Source organism: Microbacterium zouquanmingi (genome assembly GCF_052266695.1).
Classification (GTDB): domain Bacteria; phylum Actinomycetota; class Actinomycetes; order Actinomycetales; family Microbacteriaceae; genus Microbacterium.
In genome coordinates, this window is record NZ_JBQPQZ010000001.1 from 534250 (window position 1) to 547130 (window position 12881).

The following is a 12881-nucleotide window of genomic DNA, read 5'->3' on the forward strand; positions in this document are numbered from 1 at the left end:
CCCCTAGTCATAGTCCCAAGCCTCTTGATGTTCCGGCCGCGTACGCGTCCGCCACAGTCGGGAGGCGCCACGCATGAACGAATGGGTGATGCTCGGCATCGGCCTCGTTCTGACAGTCGGAACCGGGTTGTTCGTCGCGAGCGAGTTCGCACTCGTCAACCTTGACCGAAACGATTTGGAAAACCGGCAAAGCCGCGGAGAGAAGCGACTCGGGCCCACCATCAAGGCCCTGAGAATCACATCGACGCACCTCTCCAGTGCGCAGCTCGGTATCACGCTCACTACGCTGCTGACGGGATACACATTCGAACCAGCGGTGAGCTCGCTCCTTTCGGGGCCTCTGAGCTCTGCGGGCCTCGCCCCGGGACTGGTGCCGGTTGTCGGCACGATCGTCGGGGTCGTGCTTGCCACGCTGTTCTCGATGATCATCGGCGAGCTTGTGCCGAAGAACTTCGCGCTCGCGCTACCGCGCGCCACGGCGAAGGTCGTCATTCCGTTCCAGGCGGCGTTCACGATGGTCTTCAAGCCCTTGATTCTGATGCTGAACAACACCGCGAACGCCATCATCCGGGCCATGGGTATCGAGCCCAAGGAGGAGCTCTCCGGCGCGCGCAGCGCTGACGAGCTTTCGTATCTGATCCGGCACTCCGCGCTCTCCGGCTTGCTCGAAGCGGACGATGCGGTGTTGTTGCGCAGGACTCTCCGGTTTGCTGAGCACGACGCCTCGGATGTCATGACGCCCCGCGTGCGCATGGCGAGTGTCGGCATAGACGACACCGCTGCCGCGGTTGTCGCGCTCTCGCTTGCGACTGGGTTCTCGCGGTTCCCGGTCATCGACGGGACGCCCGACAGTGTCACCGGTTTCGTGCACGCCAAGCAGGCGTTCGCGGTTCCGATCCCGGAGCAGGCATCCATCACTGCTCGAGCCCTGCAGACCGAAGCCCTCCGGGTGCCGGAGTCGATGGGCGCATCCGCATTGTTGACGCTTCTGCGCGCCGAGCGGCACCAGGTTGCTGTCGTCGTGGATGAGCATGGCGGCACCGCCGGTGTCGTGACGCTCGAAGACCTTGTGGAAGAAATCGTGGGTGAACTCGAGGACGAGCATGACCGGCACCGTACCGGATTCACTCGACGCGGTCGCTCGGTCACGTTCGATGCCTCGTGGCGGCCGGACGAGCTCCTCGATCGCCTGTCGATCGAGGTGCCGGAACACGGCGACTACGACACGATCGGCGGTTTCATCACCGACACCCTCGAACGACTACCGGAGCTCGGCGACGAGATCACGATCGCGACGGGGACTCTTCGTGTCGAGCACATCGACGGTACGCGCATCTTGCGTGTGCGGTATCTCCCGAATGACCCCGACAGGGATGCGAGCACGATGAGCCGTCACGACCGAACCGTCGAACAGCTGAAGGAGGAGATGACTCATGAGTGAGTACCTGCCCGGAATCCTGTGGCTGTTCGTTCTCCTGATCGGCAACGCGTTCTTCGTCGGCGCTGAGTTCGCGGTGATCTCGGCGAAGCGCTCGCAAATCGAGCCCCTCGCAGAGCGCGGCAGCAGGGCTGCGAAGACCACGCTGTGGGCGATGGAGCACGCGACGCTCATGCTGGCGACCAGCCAGCTGGGCATCACCGTGTGCTCGCTGCTCATCCTGAACGTGTCGGAGCCCGCGATTCACCACCTGCTGGAGATCCCGCTCGGGCTGACACCACTGACCCCAGAGGCGATCAGCGTGATCGCATTCGTGGTGGCGCTGGTCCTGGTGACGTTCTTGCACGTCGTGTTCGGCGAGATGATCCCGAAGAACCTCGCGTTCTCGGTCCCGGATCGCGCTTCGCTGCTGCTCGCACCACCCCTTGTCGTGGTCTCGAAGATCTTCAACCCGGTGATCTGGAGCCTCAACGGCATCGCGAACGGCATCCTCCGGCTCTTCAAAGTCGAGCCGAAGAACGAAGCGACGAGCACCTACACGCTCGATGAGGTGGCGGGCATCGTCGAGCAGTCGACCCGTGAGGGAACGCTAAGTGACGCATCAGGCACTCTTGCCGGGGCATTCGAGTTCACGGAGAAGCGCGTCTTCGACGTGGACGTGCCGCTCGAGGGCATGGTGTTGCTACCAGTGAACGCTCGACCGACTGATGTGCAGGAGGCTGTAATCAAGCATGGCTTCTCGCGCTACGTCATCTCCGACGAGTCGGGTGACCCTTCAAGCTACATCCATATGAAGGACGTCATGGATCTCATGAGTCCGGAATTGTTCACCGCCCCCATTCCGGAGAAGCGGCTTCGACGCCTCCTCTCAGTGTCGAGGGATGCGGAGCTCGAAGACGCCATGGCTGTCTTGCGGCGCCGAGGAGCACACGTCGCCAAGACACTCGACGCGGAAGGTCAGGTCACGGGTCTGCTCTTCCTTGAAGACGTGCTCGAAGTACTCGTGGGTGAAGTAAACGCGGCCGCAGGAGCCGAGTGATCTGACAGAGCATCGGCGAGCCAGATTTGAAGGTCCCCACCCGCACGGTGGGGACCTTCACTCGTCCATACGCTCGGGAGGCCGTCGTCGGATAGCGGCCGTGGAGTAGCCATCGCATCTGACGATGGAGAGGGCATGGTGAGGCGCCGTCCGGAATGTCCCCCTGGGCGCCAAGACACAGCGACGCAGTTCTTCTACGTGCTTGAGGGCGCCCCTCAAATACAAACCGCGGAAGGTACCGTGGAGATCGCTCCCCGAAGCGATGTCGAAATCCCGCTCGTGATCAGTTCGTGGAGCACGCTGGGTGACCGGCGTCCTATCGACCGCAGCCACAACAATCAACAGCGTCGTGATGGCCGACATGGCGGCGAGCCCTGTGGCGTGCGACAACATCGCCAGAACAACAGCGAGCGCGGTGATTGTGATGTACACGCACTCCTTCAACCGTGCAGCGCGCTCATCTGGGGCCTGGCCGACCCTCTTCCCCCGGACGCGGATCGGGACTTTGTCATGCAGCGCCTCGGAGTCGTAGAGTTTTCGTCGCGGTGAGCCAGGCAAGATCAGACGAGCGCGGAACTTGTCGGAAGGAAGCCCTCCTGCGGGTGGGTGACAGGTGCGGTGAGCATTCCTGCGCATGCATCTATGAGGAAGTTCGCCATACCCGCCCAATCGGCGGGCTCCGCGCTAGAGTTCAGCTGTCTTTCATAGTCAGCACACGCTCGGAGCACCAATTGTCCGACGACGGCTGATCGCGCGCGCTTCACCTCGTCCGATATCCCCTCCGCAGGAAATACCCTGACAGCGAGATTGCTGTTGTCACCCGTTTCCTCGACGTGCACCCTGACCATCTCCGTCGTCGAAGGAGTCGTCCCCATCTGCGCGAGAAACTGTGCATGCCAGCTAGGGCGTGGCAACGATGACAGCAGGTCGATGTAGGGCACTAGCCGACAACGCAGGATGTCATGGGCGCTCGGTTCCGCGCCGAGCTCGGCGATAAGCGCATCGCGCCCGCGGGACGTAGCCTCCGCGTGGCGGCGCAACAGAGCGCGGAGAAGGTCCTCGCGGGTTCCGAAATGATAGGCAACCGCGGAGTGGTTCGACGCGCCTGCGCGCTCTGCGACACGGCGGCTCGAGACGGCGTCGACACCGAACGCTGCGAACAGCTCTTCCGCGGCGTTCATAAGAGCCTCGCGCGCCAGGCTGCTTCGCGCCATGCCACCCCGATCTCTATGAATGCACTGAGTGTGTGCATGATTCATCATACAACTCTAAGTCACGTGACTTAGAATTGCGTGGTCCTGGTCGATGATGATCACGCCGACGACCGACATCACCCCAGGAGCGCAACCTATGACAACACCACCTCTGTCCCGCAAGGAAGCCCGAGAGGACTCCGAACATACGCCGGATCCTCAGATCCAAGACGGCACGGATGCGAAGGCGGCCCAGCGCGCGAAGGCAGAGGGGATCGTGCGCACGGCAATGATCTTCATCATGCCGCTGATCATCGTGGGCATGATGATCACGGGGTACCTCGCCACGATGCACTCCCCTGCGCCGCACGACATGCCGATCGCCGTCGTCGGGTCCAGCTCTGCGACCGAATCGCTCACGCAGGCGCTGGAAAAGGCGGAGGAGGGTGCTGTCGCGGTTCAGAGTGCCGATACTGCACTTGACGCTCGCGAACAGGTCATCTCCCGAGACGTCGCCGGCGCCATCGTGATCGACGGCTCCGCTGCGACTGTTTACACTGCCAACGCATCCGGAGCAACCCAGGCCACGGTAGTCACGTCATTGGTCACACCGGCACTTCTCGCCGAAGGCCTGACCGTCACCGCCGAGGACCTCGTACCACTGCCCGACAACGATATGGCAGGGCTGGGTGCGATGTTCCTGGCCACTGCGCTGATCATGGCGGGATACCTCCCGTTCAGCGTGCTGCGTTCGAACTCGCCCGAGCTTTTGAAGTTCCGCCGGATCGTCCCGCTATTGGCCGGTTGGGCCGCGCTGATCGCAGGCCTCGTGTGGGTTGTCACCGGCCCGGCGCTCGGTGTCGTGACGAGCGATCACTACGTCGGAGTATTGGGCGTGGCGTGGCTGGGCGTGTTTGCTGTCAGTTGCGTGCAGTTGTTCATCACGCGTGTGTTCGGCCCACTCGGTGTCATCGCAGGCATGTTCTTGCTGATGGTGCTCGGGATGCCGGCATCGAACATGAGCATCTCGGTTCACATGCTGCCGTCGTTCTTCGGGTTCCTGCACGATATTTTGCCCATGGCCGCCATCGGTGAAGCCATGCGTTCGGTCCTTTACTTCGACGGCGTCGGCGTGGCCGCGTACCTGCTCGTACTGGCCATCGGAGCCGTCGCCGGCCTATTGGCCACGGCCGCATGGGACAAGTTCCGAGGTCGCCGACACCCGGAAGGCGTGCCGACCGACGTCAGCATGCCTTCTCTACATGGCGGGCCGCGCCCCAAGAACAAGATCTGGCGTTACCTCTCCCTGCTGTTCTTCCCTCTGGCTATGGTCATCATGATGATCGTGACAATGCTCGGCGCCATGCATCAACCGACCCCGCGCGACATGCCTGTCGCCGTCGTTGGCGCCACAGTCGAGCAGGCGGAAGAGACGATCGCGGGACTCGAGGAGAACATGAGCGGTCTCTTCGCGTTCGCCCCATACGCGGCCATCGATGAGGAAGAGGTGACCACCCTCGTTGAGAACCGTGACCTCGTCGCCGGACTCGTGCTGCCTTCCCAGAATTCACCCGAGTTCACACTGATCGCGAACGAAGCCGGCAGCACCAGCGCATATCAGGTCGTCGCTGCCACGTTCAACCAGGTAGCCGCGGCACAACAGATGCCGCTGAAGATCGACGACGTCGCGCCCCTCCCCGACGTTGACAGTCAAGGCATCGTCACCATGTACATCGCGATGGGATGGATTCTCGCGGGATTCATGGTCGTCGTCGTCGGCGCCAACGCGGCACCGGCCACACGTCCACTGCGCAGGATGCTGCCACTGACTGGGATCTACGCGGTCTTCATGTCAGCGGTCCTATGGCTCATCGCTGGCCCCATTACCGGGGCCGTCGAGGGTCACTTCCTGGCCCTCTGGGGTGCGGGCATCGTTGCGATCTTCAGCGTGGCGATGTTCGCACTGGTTCTGGAGCGCCTCATCGGCATGCTCGCCACCATTCCCGTGGTCGGCATACTCATGCTCCTAGGCGTCCCTTCCTCGAACGCCGCCCTCTCCATATACATGGCACCGGAGTGGTTCCGCACACTGTACGACTTCCTTCCGATGCCAGCCGCCGCAGAGACCGTACGCTCGATCCTGTATTTCAACGGAGACGTCGTCACGCACCATCTCCAGGTGCTGAGCCTCTGGGGCCTGATCTCGCTCGCACTGGTGTTCGTCATCGACTCGCTCAAGCCGGTCCGCACCGAGCACGACTTCGGTGGCCTCGCGATACCATCGGCCACAGCTCTGCCCACGCCTGCAGTCCCAGCGACAGACGAGAAGCTGATTCTCCCCTCAACAGAGGTGGCCGATGGAGCGGCGATTGCCGACGAACGAGCACCAGAACCAGCAACGTTCTGAGTCTCGAAACCACCGATCCGCGGGAGACCGAAACTCGCCGGGCCGCACCTTCCGATACTTTTCGTGAGATCGGACACTTGATGTCCGATCTCATGAAAGTTGTCAGTCGGTGAGACGCGACACCCCTGAAAAACGGGTGAGTGCTGTGACGCCGAGGCCGCCAGTTTTTCTCACGAAGCATGTCGGTAGTCCCGTTTTGCCCTGACGTCTCCGCCAACCTGCCGCAAACATCCGGCGGACCATTTCGGTGCAACAGGTTCCGGCAGGGGGGATCGGCAGCTACCTGATCGGCGTGTCTGCCCGCACCTGGACCAAGATCGTCATTCCACCGAAAACGATCGCTTCCGGGCGCTTCTCCAGCCTCCTCATGGCGAATGGGGGGAGCTCGATTCTTAGCGGACCTTGATCTGGCCAAGTTCCTGGGTTGCACGAGTGAGTGCCACATAGAGACGGTTCCAGCCGCGTGGTTCGGCGGCGATGCCGTCGGGATCGATGACGAGGGTGGCGTCCCATTCCAGACCTTTGGATTGGGTGGCAGTGATGACCGGGATTCCTGGCAGCGCGGCCTGCAGCTCAAGTACTCTCGGGGCAGCGGCAATGACGCCGATCGTGCCGCCTGCCCAGCGTTCGGTGAGTTCTTCGTAGGTTTGGGTGATCTCGGCGACCAGTTCAGACTCGGCGACGTCTCGTGCCCAGGGGTCGACACCGGAGAAGCGCACAGCGTTTGGTGGCTCGTTGACGCTGCCGGCCTTTTTGAGGATGGGGCCGGTGAGCGCCATGACTTCGGCTGGCGTCCGGTAGCCGATGGTGAGTTTCGCTTGGGTCCAGCGTTCGCCAAAGACGGCGGTGACCGCTTGCGCCCATGTTGTGTGCTCGTGGGGCGTTTCGGCCTGGTCGATGTCACCCACCGCGGTGATGGAAAGCTGTGGGGCTCGCCGGGCAACCATGTGCCATTGCATCTCGGACAGTTCTTGCGCTTCATCGACGATGACATGTCCGTAGATCCAGTCGCGGCGCGCTGCGGCCCGTTCTGAAAGGAACGTGTCAGACGTCGGGTGAACCACGGTCTCTCCGATCAGGTCCGACATGGCGTCGAGCAAGGGAATGTCGCTGCTTGCCCATCCGGTCTTCGTGGCGACGACGGCCCGTCGCTCGTCATCGCTTAGCTCGGGGACGAACTGTTGGAGCAGTTCTTCATCGTCCAGCAGGCGGCGGAGTTCCGCTGCGGGATCCAGGGTCGGCCAGATGTCCGCGAGGGCCGCGGCTACGCGGGGGTTGTCGGCGATTTCATCGCGGAGCTTGTCGAGCTCCTGCTCGGTGAGTACGCCGTCGACCTCGCTACCTTCGTCGTCGCGGTCCACCTTCTGGAAACTGGTCCTAGCGTGTACGACGCCTTCGAGGCCCTCGTCAATTCTCGCGAAAATGTCCTCAAACCGCTCGGCGATCGCGTGAGTAAGTCGATCGTGCATTTGCTCGTAGAACCACCTCTGGGCGGCATGGTAGCTGCGCCCGGACGTAGCGGTCGTGATGAGGCGTTCCACCAGGTCCGCGGGGATTTCGTATTGTTCGCCTTCCCAGCCAAGCATGACAAGCGTTCCCTCGGGTGTGCGCGCAGCCACGTATCGCTCGAGGGCGGGTTGCCAGAGGGCGCGCCCCTTGATGCCCTCGACGATGCGCGGCTCATCTGCAGTGACTGCCACTCCGGGGATGAGTGTATCCGGCGTTGCCGCGACGATGGCCGTCTCGCCAAGAGCAGGGAGCACCTGGGCAATGTAGTCCAGGAAGCGTCGTGATGGTCCGAGCGTCAGCACGCCGCGTGCGGCGAGCTGCGGGCTTGCGAACAGCAAATACGCGGCCCGGTGGAGCGCGACAACCGTCTTGCCCGTGCCTGGGCCGCCCTGCACCACCAGCGGTCCCCGAACCCCCGCGCGCACGATCTCGTCCTGCTCGCGTTGGAGTGTGGCTGCGGCGCTGGTCATCTGTCCCGTGCGTCGCTCGGACAGGGCGCTGAACAGCGCGCCCTCACCGACCAGCCCGCTGCTGCTCTCACCGTCTAGCGGTTCGTCGTCCACCCCTGCGACGGTGGTGCCTTCAATGCGGATGTGTCGGCGATGCGCCTGTCCAAGGGGCTCGACAGGTGTCGCCATGTAGAAGGGTCTTGCCGCTGGTGCGCGCCAGTCGATGACCATTGGATCAGCGTCGTCCGCTGCTGACGAAACTCCAACACGACCGATGCGTAGGGTGGTGCCATCAAGAGCGTCAAGACGACCGAAGATCAAACCGTTCTCGGCATGTGTCAGCTCGGTGCGCTGGCGAACCATTCCTTGGCGGCGGGCGTGGCCGACTGCGTCATGCACGGAGGTGGACAGCTCGGTGTTCAAATAGTGAAGTATCTCTGCTCGGCGCGCGAGGGTGGCGTCAAGGTAGTCCTGCTCTTCGGTGATCGCAGCTTCGCGTGTATCGAGAGGCGAAACAGTCTCGTTCAGCACCGGGTCTCCTTCAATGCTCTTGCCCCAGCAACGCCCGCTAAACGGCGGAAACATGGCGGAAGTCGGAACCGCCAATTGGGCAAGATCACTAGTAAATCAGCACCACTTGGAAAAACCTAGTACTAGGTATCTCGTAGCAGATCGTGTCAAATTCAGTTACGCTCAAGCCATGGCAATCCGATCGCGCCTCGTGAGCACTGAACGTGACGCCGGATTGCAGACAGCCTTTGGCATTCTGGGCAAGAAGTGGAACGGTCGAATCCTTGCCGCCCTCCGCGGGGGTCCCATGAAGTTCACAGATTTGAGACGAGCGGTTGGAGCGATCACGGACTCTGTTCTTTCCGATCGCCTCGTCGACCTCACCAACGCGGGACTCATCGAGCGAGCGGAAACGCAAGCACGCCCTGTCCACATCGCCTACTGCCTCTCACAGCGAGGCGAGAATGTTCAACCCGTTCTGGACGACCTCGCGATATGGGCTGTAAAGAACCTCGAGGTCGAACTGCCGCGAAACTGAACCTACGGGTTTCGATGTGTCTCGCAACCTCCCCGTCTCGAACCCATAGGTTTCGCGACAGGTGCCATCCCCCACGCCGTTTGCGGAACAGACTGGTGCGTCTCCGCGAGATCAGCCGGAAACCTTGCCGTTTGGTGGTTATGACGAACGGTTGTGGCAAGCATTCCGAGCCCTGGCTCTGGATTACGCCGTAAACGATCGTTAGTGGGAGGCACGGGAAAAGAGCATCGTTCTTATGCCGTCGTCAGGTCGGCCACATCGCTCAGCACGGCATCACGTGAGCGCCCGTACTTGGTAAGCATCTCTTCGGGGGAACTAATGAGGGCCTTCCACAGCGCCCATGCCGCTCCTCGCAACCATGCATCCTCCGGTAGCTCTAGCCGGTCGTGCAGTCGATCACGTTCGCGAGAGCTGCAACTCAACCATGCGAAGGCCAGGTCGCAGGCGGGGTCTCCAACGCACGTCTGTCCGAAGTCGATAAGCGCCGCCAACTGGCCGCTGCTGTCGAACAACATGTTGCCTGGCGCGACATCGCCATGGACCCACACCGGCGGCTCGGTCCACACTGTGGCCACGGCCGCTTCCCAGAGTTCCCGACATCCCTCAGCGTGGCGTCTGGCCAGGAGCGGGAGCCGGCCCTGTATCTCCTCGCCAACCGCGCTGATGTGACAGCCGCGGTAAGCAGATGCGCTTCCCGCCCATGGGCCGTGGACCGTGTCGCAGGCCTGCAACTCCCTCAGGGCGTCGCCCAAGCTACTGATGGCGCTCGCTCGCTCGCGCGTTTCAACCGCGGTTAAAGTGTGCCCCTCAATCCACTCGCGAACGGACCAAGGTCGGTTGAATGCCGCCGAGGGGGCCCCGGTCGCTACTACGCGGGGGGTCGCGACGCGAAAGCTGGAGCCGAGGATCGCGAGGGTTTTCTCCTCTCGAACTAGGCCGGCGACGTAGCCGTCAGCGCTCGGGAGGCGGACCGTCATTCGGTCACCAAGCCGGAAGGTGCGGTTGTCCCACCCCTGAACTTCCACCGGGCGGATCGGCAACTCCGACCACTGAGGGAACTGCTCCGACACAAGGGAGCGAACCAACGAAGAAGTGATCTCTTCGGAAGCGGCGGCCATCGCGCCAGCTTATTAGACGACCCCGCGAGCATTCGGAGATTCGCGCAAACGCCCGAAACTGATCGTTGTCGGTCGTGACCCCGGTCGCCTCGCACTTCGTTGGCGCGCCGCACCATCCGCCAACCGAACATCGCTTACCAAGCGATGCCGACGAGCGGAACCACGAATACAGACGCGCCACCTTCGTGAGACGCTCCGACACCCTTCCTGAGAATCCGACACTTTTCGTGAGATCGGATACAGAGCATCCGAAAAGATTCCGTAACCAAACCGTTGCATTCGTTACCGCGCCGTTATACAGTGATCACACGGTGAATGTTTGCTGTGGCATTCACCGCATGTGATTGCAGGACACTCTTGGTGCAAGGGACAAGGGCCGGTCGGGAGCCTCTCCGACCGGCCCTTCACCATTCCGTTACTCTTAGTGTCATGACGGACCGTAAACTCGCGCTCGAGGCGTGGGAAGGCCTGTTCCGCGCGCAACATGAACTGTTCATGGCGATGGCTGCGGACTTCGAGAACACGCCGATCAGCCAAGCCGAGTACGACGTGCTCCTCACCGTCACTCGTGCACCGAACATGACCGCGCGACTGCGCAACGTCACGACGAACATGCTCATCAGTCAGCCGAGCGTCTCGCGCCTCGTCGACCGCATGGTCGGCCGCGGCCTGATCACGAAAACCTCCGACCCCGAAGACGGTCGCGGGGCCGTGCTGACCGCGACGGATGCCGGAGCGCGAAGCTTTCGCGAGGTAGCCACCGCCCACAGTCGCTCCATCGCCGAACGCATGTCCCCTCTCAGCGATGAAGAGCTCTGCGAGCTGCGAAAGCTGACAGACAAGCTCCGCGGACGCTGATCCCACAGATTCCCCGAGGCCCAACGGCTGCGACACCATCTCTGGCATAGTCGTGTGTGCAGTCCGCGCACGAGCGGACTACCGGAGGGGGAAACTTACATGGAGATCGCCGGAGCTATCGGCATTCTGGTTCTCGTCGGCATCGCTGTCGTCGTCCTGATCGTGGTCGGGCTGATCGTGCTGTTGTTCGCACGCAGCTGGATCAAGGTCGCCCGCGCCGACGAAGCGCTGGTCATCTCGGGACGCAAGCAGCGAGTGCAGCGCGCGATCATCAACGCCGATGGCACGAGCAGTTCTGAGAGCGTCGACTCGCCTGTGACCGTCATCGTCAACGGCAAGTCGCTCGTCAACCCGATCACCCAGCGCCACGAGATCATCTCGCTGCGATCACGTCAGGTGTCGCTGAACGCCGAAGCGCAGTCACTCGACAGCGTGACGCTCAACGTTGATGGTGTTGCAATCGTGAAGATCGGCTCCGACCCGCTGTACGTCCGCCGCGCCGCAGAGCGCTTCGCCTCGCAGGATGCCGCGATCGAACAGTTCACCACCGAACAGCTCGAGGGTGCACTCCGCGGCATCGTCGCGACGCTCTCGGTCGTCGAGCTCATGCGCGAGCGCAAGAAGTTCTCCGACCAGATCGCCGCCGACGTCTCTCACGAGCTCGCCGAGCAGGGGCTGATCCTCGACTCCTTCCAGATCAAGGGCATCACCGACGCGGTCGGGTACATCCAGTCACTCGGTGCGCCGGAGATCCAGTCGAAGCGTCAGTCGGCAGAGATCTCGCAGACCAACGCCGACCGCGCGATCAACCAGAAGATCATCGCCAACCAGGAGTCGAACCTGGTCGAGCAGACGGCTCTCGACACGAACACCGCGAACGCGAACGCCGGCATCGGCCGCGCCCGCGCCGAGGCTGAGCAGGCCGAACACCTCGCCCGCGCCCAGGCAGAGCAGGCCGTTCTGCAGCAGAACGCCGAGAATCGCCAGGCCCAGTTGGATGCCGACGTCAAGCGCGTCGCCGACGCACAGCGGTACGAAGCCGAGACCCGCGCCCAGGCAGATCTCTATACGCGTGAGCGTGCTGCTGAGGCCGCCGCGATCGAGCAGGTCAAGCAGGCCGAGGCACGCACCCGCATTGCCGAGCAGCAGGCAGAGGCCGACCGCGCCCGCGCCGCCGGTGAGGCCGCCGCAGCCGAGTCCAAGGCCACCGGTGAGGCCAACGCCCTGCGTGCTCTCGCCGACGCCGAGGCAGAAGCCCGCCGCCTGCGCGCGAACGCCGAAGCCGATGCCATTCGCGCCGAGGGTGAAGCTCGCGCTGCCGCGACCGAAGCAGAGGCGAAGGCCATCGCCTCGAACCAGGAAGCCTTCCTCTCGCAGCGCGTACTCGATGTGCTGCCGTCGATCATGAGCGAGTTCGCCAAGGGCTATGCCACGATCGGCAACGTGTCGATCATCGGCAGCTCCGGCGAAGACGGCGCATCGAACGTCGTCGGCGCCGACAACGCGAAGGCGTTGAAGTCGGTCTTCGACAGCGTGAGCTCCGCGACGGGCCTCGACCTCGCCGCCATCATCCAGGGCCAGGCAGTCGGCCGCGGCATCGGCGACGGCATCGCGGGCGCCCAGACCATCACCAATGCCCAGACCGCAGCGTCGAAGCCTGCGAAGGCGCCGAAGACCAAGACCGCAGCATCGGCATCTGCTCCTACCTCGACGCAGGCCGCCTCGGAGTGATCCCCAGAAGGCGTCGACCCGGATTCGTCCGCGTCGACGCCTTCTTCGTGCCCGGTCGCCACTCATGCCAGATGCTTTGCGCCGGATATGA

At 63.0% G+C, this 12881-nt stretch carries 9 protein-coding genes; 6 read left to right on the forward strand and 3 right to left on the reverse strand.

Going from position 1 to position 12881, the window contains the following annotated elements:
• Nucleotides 1-73: 73 nt before the first annotated feature.
• Together ACTU6U_RS02440 and ACTU6U_RS02445 are read left to right on the forward strand one after the other, a co-directional pair.
• Nucleotides 74-1441 carry a hemolysin family protein gene (locus ACTU6U_RS02440; protein ID WP_443467559.1) on the forward strand — a complete coding sequence of 456 codons (1368 nt, stop codon included), beginning with the start codon at nt 74-76 and terminating at the stop codon, nt 1439-1441.
• Complete coding sequence (locus tag ACTU6U_RS02445; RefSeq protein WP_443467560.1) at nt 1434-2477, forward strand: hemolysin family protein; 1044 nt, start codon at nt 1434-1436, stop codon at nt 2475-2477. The genes ACTU6U_RS02440 and ACTU6U_RS02445 overlap by 8 nt, the downstream gene beginning before the upstream one ends.
• Before the next feature lie 560 nt (nt 2478-3037).
• Here ACTU6U_RS02445 and ACTU6U_RS02450 read toward each other — a convergent pair.
• Nucleotides 3038-3691: a TetR/AcrR family transcriptional regulator gene (locus tag ACTU6U_RS02450; RefSeq protein WP_443467561.1), complete on the reverse strand. Its 654-nt coding sequence runs from the start codon at nt 3689-3691 to the stop codon at nt 3038-3040.
• Between the two features lie 136 nt (nt 3692-3827).
• On the opposite strand from ACTU6U_RS02450, the gene ACTU6U_RS02455 reads away from it, so the two are divergent.
• The gene (locus ACTU6U_RS02455) at nt 3828-6077 is read left to right on the forward strand and encodes an ABC transporter permease (RefSeq protein WP_443467562.1); all 2250 of its coding nucleotides are present in this window, start codon (nt 3828-3830) and stop codon (nt 6075-6077) included.
• 392 nt (nt 6078-6469) lie between these two features.
• Here the strand turns inward: ACTU6U_RS02455 and ACTU6U_RS02460 are convergent, their stop codons facing one another.
• On the reverse strand, nt 6470-8566 hold the full coding sequence (locus ACTU6U_RS02460) for a HelD family protein (protein WP_443467563.1): 2097 nt from the start codon (nt 8564-8566) through the stop codon (nt 6470-6472).
• A 169-nt stretch (nt 8567-8735) separates the two neighbouring features.
• Here ACTU6U_RS02460 and ACTU6U_RS02465 point away from each other — a divergent pair, with 169 nt between their 5' ends.
• Complete coding sequence (locus ACTU6U_RS02465; RefSeq protein WP_443467564.1) at nt 8736-9083, forward strand: winged helix-turn-helix transcriptional regulator; 348 nt, start codon at nt 8736-8738, stop codon at nt 9081-9083.
• A 233-nt stretch (nt 9084-9316) separates the two neighbouring features.
• Here the strand turns inward: ACTU6U_RS02465 and ACTU6U_RS02470 are convergent, their stop codons facing one another.
• Nucleotides 9317-10201 (reverse strand): aminoglycoside phosphotransferase family protein, encoded by an 885-nt coding sequence (locus tag ACTU6U_RS02470; protein WP_443467565.1) that lies wholly within the window; start codon nt 10199-10201, stop codon nt 9317-9319.
• 429 nt (nt 10202-10630) lie between these two features.
• Between ACTU6U_RS02470 and ACTU6U_RS02475 the strand changes: the two genes are divergently transcribed.
• Nucleotides 10631-11059, forward strand: a complete 429-nt coding sequence (locus ACTU6U_RS02475; RefSeq protein WP_443467566.1) for a MarR family winged helix-turn-helix transcriptional regulator — start codon at nt 10631-10633, stop codon at nt 11057-11059.
• A 99-nt stretch (nt 11060-11158) separates the two neighbouring features.
• Nucleotides 11159-12790: an SPFH domain-containing protein gene (locus ACTU6U_RS02480; protein WP_443467567.1), complete on the forward strand. Its 1632-nt coding sequence runs from the start codon at nt 11159-11161 to the stop codon at nt 12788-12790.
• Nucleotides 12791-12881: the final 91 nt, after the last annotated feature.

Excerpts from the sequence above, each read along its gene's own strand:
- ACTU6U_RS02470 (WP_443467565.1), bottom strand. The coding sequence starts at position 10,201 with ATGGCCGCCGCTTCCGAAGAGATCACTTCTTCGTTGGTTCGCTCCCTT.
- ACTU6U_RS02465 (WP_443467564.1), top strand. The coding sequence starts at position 8,736 with ATGGCAATCCGATCGCGCCTCGTGAGCACTGAACGTGACGCCGGATTG.
- ACTU6U_RS02445 (WP_443467560.1), top strand. The coding sequence starts at position 1,434 with ATGAGTGAGTACCTGCCCGGAATCCTGTGGCTGTTCGTTCTCCTGATC.
- ACTU6U_RS02450 (WP_443467561.1), bottom strand. The coding sequence starts at position 3,691 with ATGGCGCGAAGCAGCCTGGCGCGCGAGGCTCTTATGAACGCCGCGGAA.
- ACTU6U_RS02475 (WP_443467566.1), top strand. The coding sequence starts at position 10,631 with ATGACGGACCGTAAACTCGCGCTCGAGGCGTGGGAAGGCCTGTTCCGC.
- ACTU6U_RS02455 (WP_443467562.1), top strand. The coding sequence starts at position 3,828 with ATGACAACACCACCTCTGTCCCGCAAGGAAGCCCGAGAGGACTCCGAA.
- ACTU6U_RS02480 (WP_443467567.1), top strand. The coding sequence starts at position 11,159 with ATGGAGATCGCCGGAGCTATCGGCATTCTGGTTCTCGTCGGCATCGCT.
- ACTU6U_RS02440 (WP_443467559.1), top strand. The coding sequence starts at position 74 with ATGAACGAATGGGTGATGCTCGGCATCGGCCTCGTTCTGACAGTCGGA.